This window comes from Catellatospora tritici (genome assembly GCF_019083965.1).
In the GTDB taxonomy this organism is placed as follows: Bacteria; Actinomycetota; Actinomycetes; order Mycobacteriales; family Micromonosporaceae; genus Catellatospora; species Catellatospora tritici.
Genome location: NZ_JAHRCY010000014.1, coordinates 79,084 through 97,654, shown reverse-complemented (window position 1 = coordinate 97,654; position 18,571 = coordinate 79,084). Strand labels below are relative to the sequence as shown.

The 18,571-nt window shown below is 70.3% G+C and carries 19 protein-coding genes, 1 tRNA gene and 1 other RNA gene; 14 read left to right on the top strand and 7 right to left on the bottom strand.

Annotated features, from left to right (window positions below; translation table 11 throughout):
• Positions 1 to 46: 46 nt before the first annotated feature.
• The 6 genes from KUA19_RS44085 (at position 47) to ssrA (ending at position 5,952) form a co-directional block, all read left to right on the top strand.
• Positions 47 to 1,291, top strand: a complete 1,245-nt coding sequence (locus tag KUA19_RS44085; RefSeq protein WP_308167335.1) for a peptidoglycan DD-metalloendopeptidase family protein — start codon at positions 47 to 49, stop codon at positions 1,289 to 1,291.
• A 210-nt stretch (positions 1,292 to 1,501) separates the two neighbouring features.
• Positions 1,502 to 1,978 (top strand): SsrA-binding protein SmpB, encoded by a 477-nt coding sequence (gene smpB / locus KUA19_RS28215; RefSeq protein WP_217394892.1) that lies wholly within the window; start codon positions 1,502 to 1,504, stop codon positions 1,976 to 1,978.
• A gap of 96 nt (positions 1,979 to 2,074) precedes the next feature.
• Positions 2,075 to 2,857: a cellulose binding domain-containing protein gene (locus KUA19_RS28210; RefSeq protein WP_217394891.1), complete on the top strand. Its 783-nt coding sequence runs from the start codon at positions 2,075 to 2,077 to the stop codon at positions 2,855 to 2,857.
• A 65-nt stretch (positions 2,858 to 2,922) separates the two neighbouring features.
• Complete coding sequence (locus KUA19_RS28205; RefSeq protein ID WP_217394890.1) at positions 2,923 to 4,284, top strand: cellulose binding domain-containing protein; 1,362 nt, start codon at positions 2,923 to 2,925, stop codon at positions 4,282 to 4,284.
• Between the two features lie 68 nt (positions 4,285 to 4,352).
• Positions 4,353 to 5,495 (top strand): SRPBCC domain-containing protein, encoded by a 1,143-nt coding sequence (locus KUA19_RS28200; RefSeq protein WP_217394889.1) that lies wholly within the window; start codon positions 4,353 to 4,355, stop codon positions 5,493 to 5,495.
• Positions 5,496 to 5,579: 84 nt separating this feature from the next.
• Positions 5,580 to 5,952, top strand: a transfer-messenger RNA (tmRNA) gene (gene ssrA, locus KUA19_RS28195).
• Positions 5,953 to 6,146: 194 nt separating this feature from the next.
• Here ssrA and KUA19_RS28190 read toward each other — a convergent pair.
• Positions 6,147 to 6,815 (bottom strand): response regulator transcription factor, encoded by a 669-nt coding sequence (locus KUA19_RS28190; protein ID WP_217394888.1) that lies wholly within the window; start codon positions 6,813 to 6,815, stop codon positions 6,147 to 6,149.
• Complete coding sequence (locus tag KUA19_RS28185) at positions 6,767 to 8,740, bottom strand: sensor histidine kinase (RefSeq protein ID WP_217394887.1); 1,974 nt, start codon at positions 8,738 to 8,740, stop codon at positions 6,767 to 6,769. The genes KUA19_RS28190 and KUA19_RS28185 overlap by 49 nt, the downstream gene beginning before the upstream one ends.
• A 136-nt stretch (positions 8,741 to 8,876) precedes the next feature.
• On the opposite strand from KUA19_RS28185, the gene KUA19_RS28180 reads away from it, so the two are divergent.
• From KUA19_RS28180 to KUA19_RS28170, 3 genes are all read left to right on the top strand, one after another.
• On the top strand, positions 8,877 to 9,782 hold the full coding sequence (locus KUA19_RS28180) for an ABC transporter ATP-binding protein (RefSeq protein WP_217394886.1): 906 nt from the start codon (positions 8,877 to 8,879) through the stop codon (positions 9,780 to 9,782).
• Positions 9,779 to 10,510, top strand: coding sequence for an ABC transporter permease (locus KUA19_RS28175; protein ID WP_217394885.1), 732 nt, complete (start codon positions 9,779 to 9,781; stop codon positions 10,508 to 10,510). Before KUA19_RS28180 ends, KUA19_RS28175 begins: the two co-directional genes overlap by 4 nt.
• Before the next feature lie 322 nt (positions 10,511 to 10,832).
• Complete coding sequence (locus tag KUA19_RS28170; RefSeq protein WP_217394884.1) at positions 10,833 to 11,099, top strand: hypothetical protein; 267 nt, start codon at positions 10,833 to 10,835, stop codon at positions 11,097 to 11,099.
• Here the strand turns inward: KUA19_RS28170 and KUA19_RS28165 are convergent.
• Positions 11,096 to 11,662, bottom strand: a complete 567-nt coding sequence (locus tag KUA19_RS28165) for a nucleosidase (RefSeq protein WP_217394883.1) — start codon at positions 11,660 to 11,662, stop codon at positions 11,096 to 11,098. The genes KUA19_RS28170 and KUA19_RS28165 overlap by 4 nt on opposite strands.
• Before the next feature lie 141 nt (positions 11,663 to 11,803).
• On the opposite strand from KUA19_RS28165, the gene KUA19_RS28160 reads away from it, so the two are divergent.
• On the top strand, positions 11,804 to 12,424 hold the full coding sequence (locus KUA19_RS28160) for a YqgE/AlgH family protein (protein ID WP_217394882.1): 621 nt from the start codon (positions 11,804 to 11,806) through the stop codon (positions 12,422 to 12,424).
• Between the two features lie 178 nt (positions 12,425 to 12,602).
• A tRNA-Ala gene (locus KUA19_RS28155) sits at positions 12,603 to 12,675 on the top strand.
• A gap of 144 nt (positions 12,676 to 12,819) precedes the next feature.
• On the opposite strand, the gene KUA19_RS28150 is transcribed toward KUA19_RS28155, so the two are convergent.
• Positions 12,820 to 13,509, bottom strand: coding sequence for a hypothetical protein (locus KUA19_RS28150; RefSeq protein ID WP_217394881.1), 690 nt, complete (start codon positions 13,507 to 13,509; stop codon positions 12,820 to 12,822).
• Between the two features lie 182 nt (positions 13,510 to 13,691).
• Here KUA19_RS28150 and KUA19_RS28145 point away from each other — a divergent pair, with 182 nt between their 5' ends.
• Complete coding sequence (locus KUA19_RS28145) at positions 13,692 to 13,865, top strand: hypothetical protein (RefSeq protein WP_217394880.1); 174 nt, start codon at positions 13,692 to 13,694, stop codon at positions 13,863 to 13,865.
• Between the two features lie 21 nt (positions 13,866 to 13,886).
• Here the strand turns inward: KUA19_RS28145 and KUA19_RS28140 are convergent, their stop codons facing one another.
• Entirely contained in the window at positions 13,887 to 14,807 is a 921-nt protein-coding gene (locus KUA19_RS28140) for a hypothetical protein (protein ID WP_217394879.1), read from the bottom strand.
• 577 nt (positions 14,808 to 15,384) lie between these two features.
• Here KUA19_RS28140 and KUA19_RS28135 point away from each other — a divergent pair.
• Both KUA19_RS28135 and KUA19_RS28130 read left to right on the top strand, forming a co-directional pair.
• Complete coding sequence (locus KUA19_RS28135) at positions 15,385 to 16,500, top strand: MerR family transcriptional regulator (RefSeq protein ID WP_217394878.1); 1,116 nt, start codon at positions 15,385 to 15,387, stop codon at positions 16,498 to 16,500.
• Between the two features lie 90 nt (positions 16,501 to 16,590).
• Entirely contained in the window at positions 16,591 to 17,325 is a 735-nt protein-coding gene (locus tag KUA19_RS28130; RefSeq protein WP_217394877.1) for a hypothetical protein, read from the top strand.
• 150 nt (positions 17,326 to 17,475) lie between these two features.
• Here KUA19_RS28130 and KUA19_RS28125 read toward each other — a convergent pair whose 3' ends face one another.
• Both KUA19_RS28125 and KUA19_RS28120 read right to left on the bottom strand, forming a co-directional pair.
• Positions 17,476 to 17,994 (bottom strand): hypothetical protein, encoded by a 519-nt coding sequence (locus tag KUA19_RS28125; protein WP_217394876.1) that lies wholly within the window; start codon positions 17,992 to 17,994, stop codon positions 17,476 to 17,478.
• 158 nt (positions 17,995 to 18,152) lie between these two features.
• On the bottom strand, positions 18,153 to 18,491 hold the full coding sequence (locus tag KUA19_RS28120) for a hypothetical protein (RefSeq protein ID WP_217394875.1): 339 nt from the start codon (positions 18,489 to 18,491) through the stop codon (positions 18,153 to 18,155).
• Positions 18,492 to 18,571 lie beyond the last annotated feature (80 nt).

Here is an 18,571-nt window from a genome sequence, read left to right as displayed (position 1 = left end):
TTTATATGCGAAGTAGGGTGTTTCCAGGCGAGACGCAGGAGGTTCCGTGGGCTGGCGTCGACTCATACCGGTGCTGCTGTGCACCGTGGCAGTGGTGCTGACCGGGCTGCCCGCGGTCGCCGCGCCCGACGACCCGAGCGGCGACATGAAGCGCATCGACAAGGAGCTGGCCAAGACTGGCGCGCTGCTGGAGTCGGTGTCCGAGCAGGCGCGCACCGCGGCCCGGCAGCTCGCGGAGACCAACGCGGCGCTGCCCGCCGCCCAGGAGCGCATCGTGAAGGCGAAGACGGCGGTGGTCGTCGCCGAGACGAAGGCCGCCACCGCGCGGCGTAAGGCCGACGCGGCCACTGCCGCCTGGCAGGCCACCGACCAGCAGTACCAGCAGTCCGTGCAGCAGGTGCAGGCCGGCCGCGACCGGATGGCCCGCTTCGCCGTCGCCACCATGCACGGTGCCAATGTGGCCGAGTTCAACCTGCTGCTGGCCGCCACCCGGCCGCAGGAGTTCCTGATCCGGGGCGACCTGATCCGCCAGCTCGGCCAGATGCGCAAGGAGGCCATCGACGGCTACATGCTGGCCCGCCGAGACGCCAAGCAGGTGACCAACGAGGCCGAGCTGCGCCGCCGCACCGCCGAGGAGGCCAACCGGGTCGCGCAGACGACGCTGAAGGAGGCGCAGGAGGCCCGCGCCGAGGCCGAGCAGGCCGAGCGCGATCTCCGGGACCTGTCCGAGCGCCGGGAGAAGGCGGTCGCGGCGGCGGAGGCGCAGAAGGCGGACGTGCAACGCCGCTACGAGGAGGTCAAGCAGCAGAGCGAGGAGATCGCCGCGCAGCTGCGGGCCTGGCAGGAGCAGTACGGCCAGTTCGTGCCGGTGCTGCGCGCGGGCGCCAAGCTGCTCATGCCCACCCGGGGCTGGAAGTCCAGCGACTATGGCATGCGCTTCGACCCGTACTACCACACCTGGCAGCTGCACGCCGGGGTCGACATCGCGGCCGACGGCGGTCAGCCGATCTACGCCGCGGGCGGTGGCACCGTGTCGACGGCTGGTTGGAACGGCGGCTACGGCAACTACACCTGCATCACCCACGGCCGCACCGACGGCCACGTCATCTCGACCTGCTACGGGCACCAGTCCAAGATCCTGGTGTCGGTCGGGCAGAAGGTGCGCGGCGGTCAGCTCATCGGCCGCGTCGGCACCACCGGCGCCTCCACCGGCAACCACCTGCACTTCGAGGTACGCCGCGACGGCGACCCCATCCAGCCGCTGAACTGGCTGCCCGGCTGTCTGTGCTGATGGCGCCCGCCTCCGCGGGCGCGGCTTCCGTCCCCGGAAGCCAGTGGCAGCCGCGCGTGGCCACATCGCTTCGCGATGCCACGCTCCTTTACGGCAACCACTGGCGGACGGAAGCGGTCGGTGGGTGCGGTCGGGGATATCTCGATCGCGGGTCGGTGACGGTGATCGGTATTGTTGTCGGGTTGCCCGAACCGGTGAGAGGAGGCGGTTATGCCGCGGGAGCAGGGACGCAAGGTCATCGCGTCCAACCGCAAGGCGTACCACGACTACACCATCCTCGAGACCGTCGAGGCGGGCATCGCGCTGATGGGCACCGAGGTGAAGTCGCTGCGGCTGGGCCGCGCCTCGCTGGTCGACGCGTTCGGCCAGGAGCGCGACGGCGAGCTGTACCTGCACCAGCTGCACATCCCTGAGTACGCGATGGGCACCTGGACCAACCACGCCCCCCGGCGCACCCGCAAGCTGCTGCTCAACCACAAGGAGATCGTGCGTCTGATCACCAAGACGCGCGAGGGCGGCCTCACCCTGGTGCCCCTGTCCATGTACTTCAAGGACGGTTGGGCCAAGGTCGAGCTGGGGCTGGCGAAGGGCAAGAAGGAATACGACAAGCGCCAGGACATCGCCAAGCGCGATGCCAACCGTGAGATCAGCCGGGAACTCGGCCGTCGGATCAAGGGCCGCAGCTGATTACTGCCCGGTTACCCGCGGGTGACGTGGTGACCGACTGGATTGGGTCGGATAGCTGATCGTGGCGGTGGCGGCGGGGCGGTAGCGTCGCCGGACGTGAGCAAGCATCGGCTTCGCGAGGACGACGACACCACGCTGCTGCCGCCGACCGTCGAGGAGCTGGCCCGCAGCGAGCACCGCGGCACCCGTTCCCGGTCCGGCCGCCAGCCGGTCATCATCGCCCTGGCCACCGCCGCGTTGCTGGTCTCGGGTGCGGCCGCCTGGGCGCTGGTCAAGCCGTCCGCCGACCCGTCGCTCGAGTTCCCGATGACCGGGCCGTCCGCGCCGGGCGGCGCCGGCTTCGTCGACGGGTTCGGGGTGGTCACGCCCAGCCCGCTGCCGACCCTCAAGGCGCAGCCGTCCGGCGCTCCGTCCGCTCCCACCTCGCCTACCACCGCGGCCAGCCCGTCGGTCGGCGCCACCGCCTCGGGTGCACCGCTGGTCAGCCTGTCGCCGTCGAGTGCGGCGGGGGTGGAGGCACCCGGCGCGGGCAATCCCGGTGGCGGCGGCACGACCACGGCGCTGGCGGCGACCTACTCGCTGGACCCGTGGTGGCGAGGGTTCACGCTCGAGGTCACGGTCAGGAACAACGGCAGCGCTTCGGCCGACTGGCGGGTGCGTGTCCAGTTCCCGGCCGGCACCGACAACCAGAACTGGGCGGTCTGGTCGACCGTGGCGACCACGGCACCGGACAACGTATGGGTGTTCGCCCCGCTGTACGGCAAGCTCGCCCCGGGCACCTCCGTCAAGTTCGGCATGACCGGGCTGCGCGCCGGCACCGGCGACGACTTCACGCTGCTCTCGTGCACGGTGGAGGGCGGCAGCTGCACCGGGAGCTGAAGGCGCTCCTTAACAACACCTGAAGTGGTAACCGATTACCCCTCGGGCGTCTTACGATTCCCGCCGTGACCGTGCTGCGGCTCGACGTCGAACTCGCGTACCCGGTGGAGCTGGTGTGGCAGGCGCTGACCGAGCGCCGCCTGCTCAGCGAATGGTTCCTGCAGACCGACCTGGCCCCGGTGCCCGGCGCCACCTACCACGCCTATCCCGCGCCCGACCTGCCCGGCTTCACCGCCCCGTTCGAGGTTGACGTGGTCGACGCCGTGCCGCCACACCGGCTGGTGCTGCGCTGGCGCGGGGAGCAGACCCACTCCGACGTGGTCTGGGAGCTGTCCACCAGCCTCACCGGCTGCCGCCTGCGGATCAGCCAGGGCGGCTTCCTCGGCCTGGGTGGCCAACTTCGCCGAGCCGAGCTGCATCGGGCGTATCAGCTGCTGTTCGAGCAGCGCCTGCCCGAGCTGCTGGAACGGCTGAGCGCGGACGAAGCGGCCGGTCCGGTCCGGCGTCGCCGCAGCGTCGACATCTACGATGCCGCCGACATGCCGCGCCGCCCGCCCGCCGTGATGACGGTGGCCTTCGACGAACCCACCGAGGACGCCCCGCCAGCCGCGACGCCACTCACCGAACCGGCGCCCCTCGCCCCGGACGAGTTCGCTCTGGACGAGTTCAATCCGGGCAAGTTCGCTCTGGACGAGTTCGCCCCGGACGAGTTCAATCCGGGCAAGTTCGCTCCGGGCAAGTTCGCCCCGGACGATTTCGATCCGGGCGATTTCGATCGGGGCGAGCCGCCCGTCCCGCCGCGCGGCGGTCTCGTCCGGCAGGCGCTGAGTATGCCCGTGGACCGGCGGCTGCGGCTGCTGTCGGTGGTCGCGGCGATGGTGCTGACCATCCTCGCAGTCACCGCCCTGGCCACGCTGATCCTGCGCCCGCCCGGCGGTCCCGCGGTGGCGACCGGCCCCGGCCGTGGCCCCGACACGGGCGTGCAGGCCGGTCCGTCCACCAGCGGCTCCGACGGTACGGGCTCACCCGCGCCGTCGACCGCGCCGACCCCGTCCCCGAGTGTCGCCGCGTCACCGTCTCCGAGCGCCGCGCCCAGCAGCGCCACGGCGCCACCGACACTGACGGCCACCTACCGGACCACCGAGGACTGGGGCGACGGTTACATCGGCGCGGTCACCATCGAGGCGGGTTCGACCGCGGTGGACGGCTGGACGGCCGTGCTCGAACTGCCGGACGGCGCCGAGGTGACCAGCGCATGGGACCGGGTCCAGTTCCAGCAGTCCGGACGACGGGTGGTCTTCACTCCGCAGCCGGTGCACCGGCGCATCGAGGGCGGGACGACGTTCACGTTGTCGTTCCAGGTGGGCCACGCGGCGAACCGGGGCCGCCCGGATTCTTGCAGCGTGGACGGGGTGCCGTGCGGATGACCATCGGGCGCCTGACAGCCGCCGATCGGGGGCTACGGTGATCATCGTGACGCTTCTATAGTCGGAGCGTGACTGAGCTGACCATCGATGTGGACCTGGCCCACCCGCGGTCTCGGGTGTGGCGGGCGCTCACCGACGCGCGCCTGCTCAGCGAGTGGTTCATGCCCACCGACCTGGTCGCCGTGCCAGGCCACACATATCGCGCGTTCCCCCCACCGGGGCTGCTCGGGTTGGCGTCGGCCTTCGACACCGACGTCGTCGAGGCGGTGGAGGCCGAGCGGTTGGCGATGCACTGGCGCGACGACCACACCCATACCGAGATGACCTGGACGCTGTCCGACGCCGACGGTGGCTGCCGACTGACGGTCCTGCAGACCGGCTTCTTCGGGGTGGACGGGACGCGTCGTCGCCGCGAGCTGCGCCGGACGTACCAGCTGCTGTTCGGTGAGCGGTTGCCCACCGCGCTGGACCGGCTCGCCTCCGGCGAGGTCGACCTCGGCGGCGTCGTCGCCACCCTGCACACCGCGATCCCGCGCCGCCGTGACCCGGTCGCTCCCGCACCGGTCGCGCCGCCCGCGCCCAACCGGCGGATGCGGCTGCTCTCGCTGATCGGGGCCGCGGTCCTGGTGGTGCTGGCCAGCAGCGCGGTGGCCGTGATGATCGGCAACAGCGGCGGCGGTGAGCCGGTCGCGGTCGGCGAGGAGCAGTACGGCCTGGGCGTCGGCGTGCAGCCCGCCGGCTCACAGCCCGCCGCCACCGCCACCCCGTCCGTCACCATGACGCCCGGCACCACCGTGGGCAGCACCTCCCCGTCGCCGTCCGGGCTCCCGGCCAGCGGCAGCCCGGTGCCCGAGGTGACCGTCACCACCGGGCCGAACGCGCAGCTGACCGCCGGGTACAAGACGATCGCGCTGCTGGGGCTGGGTGGCTTCGACACCGAGGTGACCGTGCGCAACCCCGGCACGCTGGCCGCCGACGGCTGGACCGTGGTGCTGACCATGCCCAGCGACCGCACCGTCGAGAACCGGACCACCGCGAAGGTCCAGTCGACGCAGGCGGGCGCACAGGTGACGATCGTGCCGGTGGCGGCCGCCCGCAGCCTCGCCCCGGGCGCCAGCGTCACCTTCTCGATCCGGTTCCCGGCGCTGCTGGCCGTCGGGCAGTCCGCCAAGGGCTGCACGATCAACGGGTTCGCCTGCGCCGCGGGCTGACACCCCGGGGATACCGGAATGACAGCGCCCTCGGGGGGCGTTAGGCTTGGGGTACACGGTGATCGTCGCCGTGCGCACCACTACGGGGGTGACAGGTTTCGACATCGTACGTTGAGGCAGGAGAAGCGAGCCGAGGAAGCCGACGTCGTCTCGAAAATCGTCGTCGGAAACGTATAAGCGCCAACGCTAAGCGCGCTGACTACGCACTCGTCGCCTAAGACGAGTAGCTAGTCTGTCGGTCCAGGAGTGCCCATGGCCTGGTCACCGGCATCAGCTAATGGGCTGGCCGAGTTGGCCCCGTCGCGGGGCTGCCGAGGCGAGATCAATCGCGACTGGGCCCGTCACACCGTCTTGCTCATGTGATCGGTGGGGCCGAGTAGAGACATAGTGAGCTGCGCTCGGAGAAGCCCTGGCAATGCGGCGATGGACCCGGGTTCGATTCCCGGCACCTCCACCCGTCGAGGCCGGTGCCACCACACGGTGGCACCGGCCTCTGCCGTTCCCCCGCCCCTGCCCCCGCCCCGCCCTCGGCCCCGCCCCGCCCCGGTCCCGTCCGTCCCGCCCGAGATCGGCGCGATTGCCGGGCAATCGGGGGGTGGGAGCGTTTACATACCCACGATTGCCGGGCAACTTAGACGATCTTGGGGACGGTCAGTGGGCGGCGGGGCCGGTGGTGCTGTCGTCGAGGTAGGCCAGGACGGCCAGGACGCGACGGTTGTCGTCGTCGGACTGGGCCAGGTCGAGCTTGGTGAAGATGCTCGCGATGTGCTTGCCGACCGCGCCCTCGGAGACGTACAGGCCGCGGGCGATCGCGGTGTTGGAGCGCCCCTCGGCCATCAGTCCGAGCACGTCGCGCTCGCGGGCCGTCAGGGCCGCCACCGGCGCCTTGGCCCGGCCGCCCGACATCAGCCGCGCGATCACGTCCGGGTCCATCGCGGTGCCCCCGGCGGCCACCCGGCGCACCGCGTCGAGGAACTGCTCGGCGTTGAGCACCCGGTCCTTGAGCAGGTAGCCGATGCCACCCGAGCCGTCGGCCAGCAGTTCCCGGGCGTACAGCTGCTCGACGTGCTGCGACAGCACCAGCACCGGCAGCCCGGGGATCTCGCGCCGGGCGGCCAGCGCGGCACGCAGCCCCTCGTCGGTGTGCGTGGGCGGCAGCCTGACGTCGACGACGGCCACGTCGGGCCGGTGCGTGGTCAGCGCGGTCAACAGCTCGGGGCCGGTCTCGACGGCCGCGACCACGGTGGCACCGTGCGCCTGCAGCAGCTGGATCAGGCCCTCTCGGAGGAGGTAGAGGTCCTCGGCGAGGACGACGCGCATGGGATCTCCATGGTGAGCCGGGTGGGGCCGCCGGGCGGGCTGTCGACGGTGAGGACGCCGTCGAACATACCCAGGCGGCGCTCGATGCCGCGCAGTCCGCTGCCGCGAGCGGGGTCGGCGCCGCCGGTTCCGTCGTCGGCGACGGTGATCCGCAGCACCGCGTCGGCGGTCAGCTCGACGGCGACGGCGTTCGCACCGGCGTGGCGGGCCGCGTTGGTCAGCGCTTCGGCCACGGCGAAGTATGCGGCCGACTCCAGCGGCGCGCTCAGCCGCTGCGGCAGGTCGGCGGTGACGGTCACGGGCAGCGGGGTGTCCAGCGCCAGCGCCCGTACGGCGTCGGCCAGGCCGCGCTCGGCCAGCACCGGTGGATAGATCCCGCGTACCAGCTCGCGCAGCTCACGCAACGCGGTCTGGGCCGACTCCCGACCCCGCGCCAGCAGCGCCTTGGCGGCGGCCGGGTCGGTGTCGACCAGCTGCTCGACCGCGCCCAGCGTCATGCCCAGCGCCACCAGCCGGGCCTGGGCGCCGTCGTGCAGGTCACGTTCGATCCGGCGCAGCTCGGCCGCCTGCGCGTCGACCGCGTCGGCGCGGCTGCGGGTGAGCGTCGCCACCCGCTGCGCGAGCTGGGCGCCCCTGGTCGGGGCGAGCAGCAGCGCGGTCCAGCGGCCGTGCAGGCGCAGCACCAGCGGGGACAGGCGGCCGCCCAGCCAGGCCAGCAGCAGGCCCGCCGGGATGGCCGCGGCGGCGGAGCCGCCGAGCTTGCCGTACCAGTCGTTGCCGTAGTCGGGGATGGGCAGGAGCGTCATCCACAGCCGCGGCATGGCCAGCCCCCAGATGCCGTACACCACCAGGAACGTGGGCGGGACCAGCAGCAGCAGGGCCACGATCGGGTCGGTTTCCAGCCAGAGGATGTCGCGCCAGGTGGCCCGGTCGCGCGTCAACCACAGCAGCCGCTGGTGGAACGCGGCCATCTGCTCGGTCTGGTACAGGTGTTTGCCCACCTGGTACATGCCGTCAGGACGGCGGACCAGTGGCGGCCGGGGCAGATAGGGGCGCGGCACCGGCACGTCCGACCAGGTCCCGGCGAGGTGGCGGCGCCAGTTGGCCAGCCAGCGCATACAGCTCAGCGCGGGGGAGATCAGGAAGATGAGTCCCAGCCCGTAGCCGAACAGCAGCCCGAGCACGGTCAGCACCAGCAGCGGCAGCCCCAGCAGGCTCAACCCGAGCAGCGAGAGCACCCGCATCCCGGACATGCCCTGTCGTTGGAACCAGCCCTTGGCCCGGCTGCCCAGCGTCTGCCGCCACCGCCCACCCCGAGTGAGCAGCGCGCGGCTCAGGTACCCGGAGGCCCGCACGGCGGCCGGTGCGAGCACCGGACCGAGCAGCAGCGCGAGACAGCCGAGCACCCCCGCGGCGACCCCGCGGTCCACGCCGGGCACCGCTGCCCAACTCGGCAGCCCACGCCACAGCAGCACCGGTCCGCCGATCAGCAGCGCCGCCGGAAGCAGCGCGAGCAGTCCGCCGGTGAGCGGGTTCAGCAGCTGCCAGCGCAGGTCACGGAAGGTGGCCATGTCACCGAGCACCCACTCCAGCCGCTGCATGAACCGGGGCAGCCGGGGTCCACGGTAGAGCTGCCGGTCGTGCCGGTAGTAGCCGTCGGGCTGCCGCTGCGGGGGCGGCGGCTCGGGCACGTAGTCGGCGGGGGCGGCCACGCCGGTCCAGCGGTCCAGACGCGTGCGGGCGTACCCGGTGAAGCGGCGCGCCAGCAGGATCGGGCCCGGCAGCAGGAAGATCATGCCCAGGCCGAACCCGGGCAAGAACGCGGCCAGCTGTCCGATCAGCACCAGCAGCCCGGCGGCGGCGAGACCCGCCAGCTGCAGGCCGCGCAGCATCGCCAGCCCGTGTACGGCAGCCCGCTGTCTCATCACCCGGCCAGTCTGGCGGCCGCCGCGCCGCGCGCACAGTGCCCGTGAGACCCGTCATGGGGGTGGGGCTGGCACCACCCCCATCGTGGTGCCGGACGCATTGCCGCCCCGCGTCGCCGTCCCTAGCGTCGTCGCCATGACCGTCATCGAAGTAACCGACCTGACCAAACGGTACGGCGACCGTACCGTCGTGGACGGGGTGAGCTTCACCGTCGCCGAGGGCGAGATCTTCGGCATCCTGGGCCGCAACGGCGCGGGCAAGACCACGACCGTCGAGTGCGTCAGCGGCCTGCGCCGCCCCGACGGCGGCACGGTGCGCGTGCTCGGCCTCGACCCGCACCGCGACGCCGACCGCGACGGGCTGCGCCGGGTGCTCGGCGTGCAGCTGCAGGAGGCGGCGCTGCCCGAGCGACTGCGCGTCGTCGAGGCGCTGGACCTGTTCGCCTCGTTCTACCCGAACCCGGCCGACCCCCGGGCGCTGCTGGCCGAGCTCGGCCTGGAGCAGGTGCGCGACACCGCGTACGGCAAGCTGTCGGGCGGTCAGAAGCAACGGCTGTCCATCGCGCTGGCGCTGGTCGGCTCGCCGCGCATCGCGATCCTGGACGAGCTCACCACCGGCCTGGACCCGCAGGCCCGCCGCGACACCTGGGCGCTGATCGAGCAGGTACGCGCCCGAGGCGTGACCATCGTCCTGGTCACGCACTTCATGGACGAGGCCCGACGGCTGTGCGACCGTATCGCCGTCATCCACGAGGGCCGCGTCGCCGCCGTGGACACCCCCGAGGGCCTGGTCGCCCGGGTCGCGGCCGGGCAGCGGGTGTACTTCCGCGCCCCGTCGACCGTGGACGAGGCGGCGCTGGCCGCCCTGCCGGGGGTCGACTCGGTCGGGCACGAGGGCGGCGAGCTCGCCGTCGCCGGGCGCGACGTGCTGCTGACCGTCGTCACCGAACTGGCCCGCCAGGGCGTCACCCCCACCGAGCTGCGGGTCGAGCATGCCGGGCTGGAAGACGCGTTCATCGCACTGACAGGAGCGACGGCATGAACAAGCTGGTACGGATGGAGGCGCGCCTGTTCCTGCGCGACCCCGCCGCAGTGATCTTCGGCATCCTGCTGACCCCGCTGATCCTGGTCATCCTGGGCAGCATCCCCGGCTTCCGGCAGGCCGACCCGGCCCTGGGCGGCCACCGCGTCATCGACCTGTACGTCCCGATCCTCATCGCCATGGCCCTGGGCATGATCGCGCTGAACATGCTGCCCGCGCAGCTGGTGACCTATCGCGAGCGTGGAGTGCTGCGGCGGCTGTCGGTCACCCCGGCCCGGCCGCGTGACCTGCTCGCCGCTCAACTGCTGGTGCACCTGGTGCTGATGGCGTTCGGCACCGCGGTGCTGCTGGCACTCGGGCGGCTCGCGTTCGGGGTGGCGCTGCCGGACGACCTGGTGGCGTTCACGGTGGCGCTGGTGCTGTCGGCGGCGGCGCTGTTCGGCATCGGGCTGCTGGTCGCCGCCGCCGTACCGGGCGTCAAGGTGGCGCAGGGGATCGGGTCGGTGCTGTTCTTCCCGATCCTGTTCTTCGGCGGGCTGTGGGTGCCGCGCGAGGTGATGCCGTCCGGCCTGCGCCACGTCAGCGACCTGACCCCGCTGGGCGCCGGAGTGCAGGCGATGGCCGACGCCGCGGCAGGCCACTGGCCGCAGCCCCTGCACCTGGCGGTCCTCGCCGGGTACGTGCTGGCCACGTGGGTGCTGGCGATCCGCCTGTTCCGCTGGCAGTAGGAGCGGCGCGTCCCGCCGGGCGGACTCCCGCCCGGCCGGCCCGCTCGGCCGTGTTGCTGCAGTTTCGGGGAAGCTGCAGCAATGCGTCCGTGAATTCGTGCAGTTTCCCCGAAACTGCACGAGCCAGCGTGGCACAGCACGACCCAGCGTGGCACAGCACGACCCAGCGTGGCCCAGCACGACCCAGCGTGGCCCAGTGTGACGCGGCTGGGGCCCTCGCGCTTGGCTGAACGATCGTTCAAACCTGGGCAAAGGGTAGACATGCCCGCGAACCGGCGTGACCATCGAACGTAAGGACGTTTCGCGGTCCCGGGGGTGAGCTATGGCCACCGATCCACTGGACGAGATGAGAGCCGCCGTACTGGGGCCCGCACAGGGGCTCGGCGAGGTCGTCAAGGACGCCCCGCGCCTGGTCCACCGGGTGCGGGCGCTGGAGGACGACCGGCGCGCGCTGCTCGACGCGGTCTCCGCCCGTCCGCTGGACCACCGCAGCGAGGAACAACTCGCCCAGCGGCTCACCGAGTACCGGCAGCACAGCGCCGACGTGCTCTACCAGGCCTACGGGATAGACCTGGGCGGGGAGACCTAGGCCCGCGCCAGCCAGGCGCCCAGCGCCTTCGAGCACTCGGTCACCGCCGCGGACCAACTCACGTTCGCCTGCCCGTCAGCTTCGTCGCTGACGTGCTTGACGACGCGCACCGGCACCCCGAACGCCGCCGCCGCGGCGACCACCGCGTAGGCCTCCATGTCGACCAGCCCCGCGGTACGCGCCAGCGCCTCGCGCAGGTCCGGGTCGGCCACGAACACGTCGCCGGTGGCCAGCACCGGACCTTCGTCGGCCAGGTCGATCGGCGCGCCGAAGACCTGTCCGGTCAGCGCCGCGATGGTGGCGGAGTCGAAGTCGTGCTGCACCACCCGGCTGATCAGGTGGATCCCGGACAACCCGGGGTGCAGCGCACCGGCCGTACCCAGGTTGATGATCTCCTTGGGCAGTGGACCCGCGGCCAGCGCCCGGGTCACCGACATCGCCGCGCACACCTTGCCGACCCCGGTCAGCAGCACCGGGAACGGTGAGTCGAGGTGCTCCGCCTCCTCCGGCAGGGCGACGGCGAGCAGCGGCAGATCGGGGCGGACGACGCCGGAGAGAAGCATCCGCAGATTCTAGAAGCCGTCGGTGACGCCCGCGTGACGGGCGGGTCAGACAGTGTCCAATCGCCGACAGTGGCCATATCCGTCGCAGAAGCCGTGCCGAGACCCTAACCATGTCGGGTCCGGGCGGATATCGTGCCAGTCATGGCGTCGGGAGAGCCACACACCACGTGGCATGACAAGGCGGGGAAGGGTTCGGGGCGATACGGGGTGGAGTCACTGACCGGGCACCTGCTCGTTGCCCTGCCCACACTGAACGACCCGAACTTCGAGCGTACGGTCGTCTTCGTGCTGGCCCACGAGGCCGACGGAGCGCTGGGGGTGGTGCTGAACCGCCCCACCGAGGCGCCGGTGGGCGACGTCCTGCCGGGCTGGGAATCGCTGCTGCGCGAGCCCGGGGTGCTCTTCGAGGGCGGCCCCGTGGGCACCGACTCGGCGATCTGCGTGGCCCGTGCGCGGGCCGGGGTGGCCGGTTTCGTCGGCTTCAGCCGGGTGATGGGCCAGATCGGCACGGTGGACCTCAGTCGCGACCCGGCCCGCGTCGGCCAGCGCCTGGAGTGTGTCCGCGTCTACCACGGGTACGCGGGCTGGGCCGCCGGCCAACTGGAGCAGGAGATCGCCGAGGGCTCCTGGTTCGTCTTCGAAGCCCTCCCCAGCGACCCCTTCCGTACCCAACCGGAAGACCTCTGGCCCCTCGTCCTCCGCCGCCAGGGCGGCCTAACCTCGGCCCTGGCCAACTACCCCCCCAACCCCACCCTCAACTGACCCACCCCACCCACCCGGTTGATCATGAACTTATGGTCGGGTTCGACGGTGTGTCATGCCCCCGACGCCGTGATCAACACGCGGGGGGATACCCGTTTTTGCAGGGGGGCCGGGGCCGTGTACTATTTCGCAGGTGCCCGAGCGACGGAAACGGCAAACGGGGACTTACCAGTAACAAGGGGCCGTGGCGCAGCTGGTAGCGCACCACACTGGCAGTGTGGGGGTCAGGGGTTCGAGTCCCCTCGGCTCCACCTAGGAAACGCCCAGGTCGAAAGACCTGGGCGTTTCGCTTTTTCTGGGCTGTGATCTCTGTCGTGCCACATCCGTGCCACATCCATGCCACATCGCAGCGGCTGAAGCCCCACGATTCCGCCGAACGGGGTCAGGCCCTGGCCCTAGCCAAGCGGACGCCAGACGTGACGTCGCCGCCACTCGTCAGTACCGGCGCGGAACTCCTGGAAGAACCGAACGGCTTCGACAACGTCAGTGGTCTCCGTGCGGAAATGCCGTTCGGCCGACCCCTCGCGATGCTCCAGCGCATAGGTGCCGGTCGGTACGCCAGCCGACCGCCCGTAGCCGACCTGCGCGTACCAGCCGTCAGCTCGCTCCAGCACGGCGTAGAAGTCGCCTGCACTGAGCCGCCGCACCGTCCAGTCCAACCGCTTGTCGTCAGGATCGGGAACAGTGGGCGATACCGCAGAGGACAGGGTGAAGGGCGGGGCGTAGCCAGGGGCGTTGGGGTTCAGGACGTGAAAGCCGGGCTCGTAGCAGACCAGGCCATGTTCTGCCGCTAGCCGCAGGACGGCACTACCAACCTCATCTGCTCGCGACCACACACACGAGATGGCGAGTACGTAGTCAGATGGTTCTGGTGTGTAGCTCCAGACGCCGAGATCATCGATGTCGTCGATGCTCAGGTTTTCGAGCGGTGGGAACATCTCAAGCAGCGCGGCCCGCAGTGCTGGCACGCGGGAGTGCGCGTCGAAGACGTCCGGCTGTCCGTCAGCCCACCGTTCAAGTTTGATGCGTGCATCGTCGGCGGTAATCGACTCGGACTCGTGCCAGACGTAGAGGTCGAAGCTCATGTTGCCTTCTGCGGTTGTTGCCGGTGGGGCGCTCATAGTAAGGCTCGTGCGGCAGATGGAAACTGCCCTGTCGGCAAACGCAAAAGCCGCCGACCCGTGGGCTTGCCTTGGGCAAACCACGGATCGGCGGCCAGTTTAGCCTTTGATCAACTTCAGTCGTTCCCCGCGCCTCCTCAATCAGCATGTCCAGCGCTGCGACCGACCCGGCCGTAGCCGAACACGCGCTGGTCGGACGGATCGATCTACAGCCCGATGCGCCGATGGCAGTACTCAGCGACGGTGCTGCGCGGGCCATCGACTTCGACCTCATGACGTGGGCCGAACTGTTGTCGGCTGCTGTGCGCGGCCCGGCCTAGACTTTCGATTCGGCTTCGCGGTCAGCGGCAGATCTCGGCTGCATGCCACGGCATCTGTCGATTCGAGCCTGCGCCGGTGGGCGGTTCCGGTAGAGGGCCGTCATTGACGTGTACGCTATTCGCGTTCCAATCGATCCAGGCGAAGTGTCGGCGGGTACCTTCCCAACCAGCCGACATGACAAGGGGATCACGTGCGGTGCCAACAAACGTCTTACGTGCTTGGTCGCCAGCGAGGTAATCGATCACTACTCCCCATTCGTAATACCCCCGACATGCCGCGACTTGAAAGACAAGCTCGGCCGGATCGCTTCGCGACACGATGAATGTGCGGCCGAGCGGCTCGGTTCGTGGCATAAACGTAGGGTCGGCTATCTCTCCCGACGTGTCGCCGTACACCCCTCGATCGAGCACGCTGCCCCGATCGAGCAACACTTCAAAGAGTCGTACTGGCGGACCACCACCGCAGCCAGGATTGAATTCCAACCCCCAGGATGGATTTTGGGTCGAGCGCTCATGTATGACGACACTTACGCCAGTTACGTAGACTGGCCGATCGTCTGGTGTGGTGAGATTGATGCGTAACTCACCTTTGTACCAAGGGGCCGCCTTGACCTGCTCCACTACCTGCAAGAGGGGATCGCGGCTTGGGGTTAGGCGTTCGGCAAGTTTTACCAGGTCCGGAGCATTCCCGAATCCGGCGACGCCCATCGAGGTCAGGCACGAAAGTCCTTCGCCACCCGGCATGGGCCATGAGCTGGAGACCACGAGTGTGGTTTCGCGTCTGGGCCAGATCGCATCAATCAGCTTTTGGCCTAGTGGCGTGACCAGTGCCGTGACAACGATAAGGAGGAGGGCACCGCACGCCGATAGCACCTTGGCATTGGGGCCAAGTTTCGAGCGGTCAGACCTGGGTGTCGACGATCGCCCTTTAGCCTTGGCCACACTATCAAGTTAGCTCCATTGGGCCTGCAGGGATGCCGTATCGCCAGCCATGACTGGCTAGTCCGTGATCGCAAACATTCACGGTGTTGGCCGCCGGTAGTGTCGGCATCGTGACCGGGGATGGTTTCACGATCAAACTGACCATGACCAGGCGCTTCACTCGTAGAGATCTTCTCACCCCGATTATGCTGCTCTTCTGGCAGCCGCTCGGGATCGTTTACTCGACACGCTAGGGAAGTGGGTCGGCCAGTCGCGGACGACGGGCAGCCGGGGGTTGACCGACCAGCAGCGGCGGCGGATGCGGCAGATCGTGCGCCGGGGCAGCACCAGTTCGGTGGGATGTCGCGCCCGAACGGCACGGTCTGATCCGACGGGACAGGGTCGCTGCGGCTGTCGGAGCCGGGTGCGTTGAGCGTGGTCGGGCCGGCGCGGCGGGCAGCGCACGCATGTTTCTCTGAACCACACCATCGCTCTGGCTCGCGGCAGTCACCGAAGATCCGCTGCTCCGCGTTCGGCTCTTGCTGCCAGCAGCGAAGCGCTTGACCCTCACCTGGCGTCAGGCTGCATAGTCGGTCGCGTGGAAGAGCACTGGACCGTAGGACGCGTGGCCGAGTTGGGCGGCGTGAGTGTCCGCACGCTGCATCACTACGACGAGATCGGGCTCGTACGGCCGTCGGCACGGACCGCGGCCGGGTACCGGGCCTATTCGGCGGGCGACGTGGAGCGGCTGCGCGAGGTGCTGGCCTACCGTCGGCTGGGGTTCGGGCTGCGGGAGGTCGCGGACTTGGTCGGCGACCCGTCCACCGACGCGGTCGCGCACCTGCACCGACTGCGCGGCCTGCTGCTGGAGCGGCGCGATCGCGCTGATGCCATGGTCGCGGCCATCGACAGGGAACTCAGGGCACGAGGGAAGGGACTGACGGTGACACCAGAAGAGCAAATGGAGATGCTCGGTGCACGGCTGTACGACGCGATCGGCGGTGCCTACACCGCGACGCGGCGCACCGAGCCGCGGATCGCCGCGCAGATCTGGGACGCGCTCGGGGACGCACAGACAGTGCTGAACGTCGGGGCCGGCACCGGCTCCTACGAGCCCTCTGATCGTGACGTGACCGCGGTGGAGCCGTCGGCGGTCATGCGGGCGCAGCGTCCCGCGGGCGCGGCTCCGTGCGTGGCTGCCGCTGCGGAGAGCCTGCCGTTCGAGGACCAGTCCTTCGATGCCGCGATGGCCGTCTCCACCGTCCACCACTGGGGGGACCCGATCGCCGGGCTGCGCGAGATGCGGCGCGTGGCCCGTCGCGTGGTGGTGCTCACGTTCGACACCGACGAACCCGGATGGCAGGACCGGTTCTGGCTGACCCGCGACTACTTGCCCGAGTTCACCACCGTCCTCGCAGAATTTCCCTCGCTTGCCGGGATGGCCGACGCAATCGGCGCCCGCGCGGAGCCGGTCCCCGTTCCGTGGGACTGCGCCGACGGCCTGTTCGAGGCGTACTGGCGCCGACCGAGGGCGTATCTGGAGGATCACGTGCGCCGTGCGATGTCGGTATGGACGAGGGTCGGGCCCGACGCCGAGCAGCGGGCGATGCGAAGCCTCGACGACGACCTCGCCTCCGGTCGGTGGGCCGAGCGCAACCGCGACCTCGCCGACCTCGACGCGGCAGATCTCGGCCTCCGCCTGCTCGTAGCTTGACCCGGACCATCGTGCCAACATGATCTGTGCGGGGCTGAGCCGCGACGCCATGATCTGTGCGGGGCTGAGCCGCGACGCGATAATGACGCGATGATCAACCGAGAGCCGCGGTGGCTGGACCGCTATCAGAACGGGCAGCACGACCAAGTCTGGTACGAGTTCAGGCAGCTGGGCGGCACCATCCGGTCGCACCCCGAGCTCCTCGACGAGGCGCAGCTCGTGTGTGACGAGATGGCCCGCCGCGCCCGGCACAACATCGAGCTCATCGTGCGACGTCTGACCGACGAGGGCTACCGGTTCCACGGCAATGACGACCAGGAAACCCCCTGCGTGGCCCACCATCCGCCGACGCCGGCCGCCGACGAGCACGCGAGGTGGTTGGAGCGGCGATTCGGGGCCGTACCGCTGACCCTGCTGTCATGGGTCCGGCTCGTGGGGGACGTATGGCTCGTCGGGACACATCCGGAATGGACGAGTTCGGCCGACGCCGACCCCCTCGTGTTGGAGGTGGAAGGGACACGGCACAGCGACGAGTCCATCCGCGAGTACTTCGACGACGCCTGGAGCGCTCGGCGGGACTCACGACTGTTCGTGCTGCCGCTGGCACCGGACAAGTTCCACAAGCAGAACGTCAGCGGGGGCAGCCCCTACGGGATCGTGCTGCCGGACGGGTGCGTCGAGGGGCTGTTCTCCTGGGAAACCACCATGCCGTTCGTGGCCTACCTCAACTGGGTCTTCGGCGAAGGCGGCTTCCCCCTGCCCTCGGGCGACCGCGATCAGTGGCGTGTCAGGCACCGCCTGGTCAAGGACATGCTGCGACTGTAGGCCGGTACGAAACCGCTGGCCGTAGCTGTCCGCGCGTTCCTCGACACTCTCTAGCAGCGCTGGTCAGGCCGACTACGACTCGTATCCGGACCCCGGCGGGACGTCCCCGGCACCGCGGGAGCCCAGCGTTCCGGTCCTGCTCGGGCGTGCCTACTGCGCGGTGGATTCGCCCGTCGCGGCGCGGGCCCGCGCCACGAGTGCCTCGATCCGTTCCGCGTAGCGCCGCGCGTCCTGCTCCGTCGGCGCCGACTGCCACGGCACCAGTACGCCCGCGGTCGGCCGCTCGCCCGACGGCGTCGCCCGCGATGCGACCGGGCGCGGCTCGGCGGTGACGTAATACATGATCACTGGGGCGAAGTAGCGGCCGCCCCGGCCGTTGGACTGCTCGACCACCGGCACCCGGGCCACATCGGCGGCGGGGATGCGCCAGGTCCGCGCCATACCGCGGACCACCAGGACGGACTGTTCGGTGTACACCCCGAGCCGGACCGCCCGTACGGCGAGGACCGTCATGGCGGCCGCCCAGAGCAGCGCCGCCATGACGGCGAGCAACTTCGATTGCGGCGCTACCAAGGTCAGCAGCACCCACGCCCCGATCACCGCCGCGAGCAGCGAGGTCGCCGCCAGCACGCCGTTCTGCCAGCCGCTGCGGGCCGTCTCGTCGGTCATGCAAGCCAACGTACCGACGGTGTGCGACCCTGTCCCTCCCCAAGGGCCGCGCGCTGGTGCCCGCCCGCGCCGCGCTGGTCGACACCGTCTACGGCGGGTCGTCCACGGTCTGACGCACCGCCCGGCGCGCCGCGGGTGCCTGATCCGGCCGCGTCAGCTCACGGAGTGCCCGTGCCCGGATCCGTGCCCGGTGCCTTGTCCTCGGGGCCACCGCTGTCGCGGGCGTCGCTGCCGAAGCGGCCGCGGATGTCCTGGCTCGCCTTGCCGAGCGTGTTGGAGACCGCGTCGGCCAGCAGATGCCCCACGTCACGGACATCGGCGCGTACGGCCTCGTCCTGTACCGCGTTGCTCGTGGTCTTGAACAGGTCCTCCACGGCCGTGCCGAGCTTGTTCAGCGCGTCGGGCCACGCGTCGGGGCCGGACTGCTCGAAGTGCAGCTTGAGCTTCAGTCCCAGTCCCTGGAGTCGGTCACCGATCTCGTTCCACTCGTTCGCCATGGTTCCAGCATGCCCCGCCAGGACAACCGCCAACCGGCGCGCGGGGGACGGCGGGGTGAACGGGTGCGCCGTACAGTCGG

Excerpts from the sequence above, each read along its gene's own strand:
- KUA19_RS28175 (WP_217394885.1), top strand. The coding sequence starts at position 9,779 with ATGAACAAGCTGGTACGGATGGAGGCGCGCCTGTTCCTGCGCGACCCC.
- smpB (WP_217394892.1), top strand. The coding sequence starts at position 1,502 with ATGCCGCGGGAGCAGGGACGCAAGGTCATCGCGTCCAACCGCAAGGCG.
- KUA19_RS28145 (WP_217394880.1), top strand. The coding sequence starts at position 13,692 with ATGTCCAGCGCTGCGACCGACCCGGCCGTAGCCGAACACGCGCTGGTC.
- KUA19_RS28170 (WP_217394884.1), top strand. The coding sequence starts at position 10,833 with ATGGCCACCGATCCACTGGACGAGATGAGAGCCGCCGTACTGGGGCCC.
- KUA19_RS28190 (WP_217394888.1), bottom strand. The coding sequence starts at position 6,815 with ATGCGCGTCGTCCTCGCCGAGGACCTCTACCTCCTCCGAGAGGGCCTG.
- KUA19_RS28165 (WP_217394883.1), bottom strand. The coding sequence starts at position 11,662 with ATGCTTCTCTCCGGCGTCGTCCGCCCCGATCTGCCGCTGCTCGCCGTC.
- KUA19_RS28120 (WP_217394875.1), bottom strand. The coding sequence starts at position 18,491 with ATGGCGAACGAGTGGAACGAGATCGGTGACCGACTCCAGGGACTGGGA.
- KUA19_RS28150 (WP_217394881.1), bottom strand. The coding sequence starts at position 13,509 with ATGAGCTTCGACCTCTACGTCTGGCACGAGTCCGAGTCGATTACCGCC.
- KUA19_RS28185 (WP_217394887.1), bottom strand. The coding sequence starts at position 8,740 with ATGAGACAGCGGGCTGCCGTACACGGGCTGGCGATGCTGCGCGGCCTG.
- KUA19_RS28130 (WP_217394877.1), top strand. The coding sequence starts at position 16,591 with ATGATCAACCGAGAGCCGCGGTGGCTGGACCGCTATCAGAACGGGCAG.
- KUA19_RS28180 (WP_217394886.1), top strand. The coding sequence starts at position 8,877 with ATGACCGTCATCGAAGTAACCGACCTGACCAAACGGTACGGCGACCGT.
- KUA19_RS28125 (WP_217394876.1), bottom strand. The coding sequence starts at position 17,994 with ATGACCGACGAGACGGCCCGCAGCGGCTGGCAGAACGGCGTGCTGGCG.
- KUA19_RS28160 (WP_217394882.1), top strand. The coding sequence starts at position 11,804 with ATGGCGTCGGGAGAGCCACACACCACGTGGCATGACAAGGCGGGGAAG.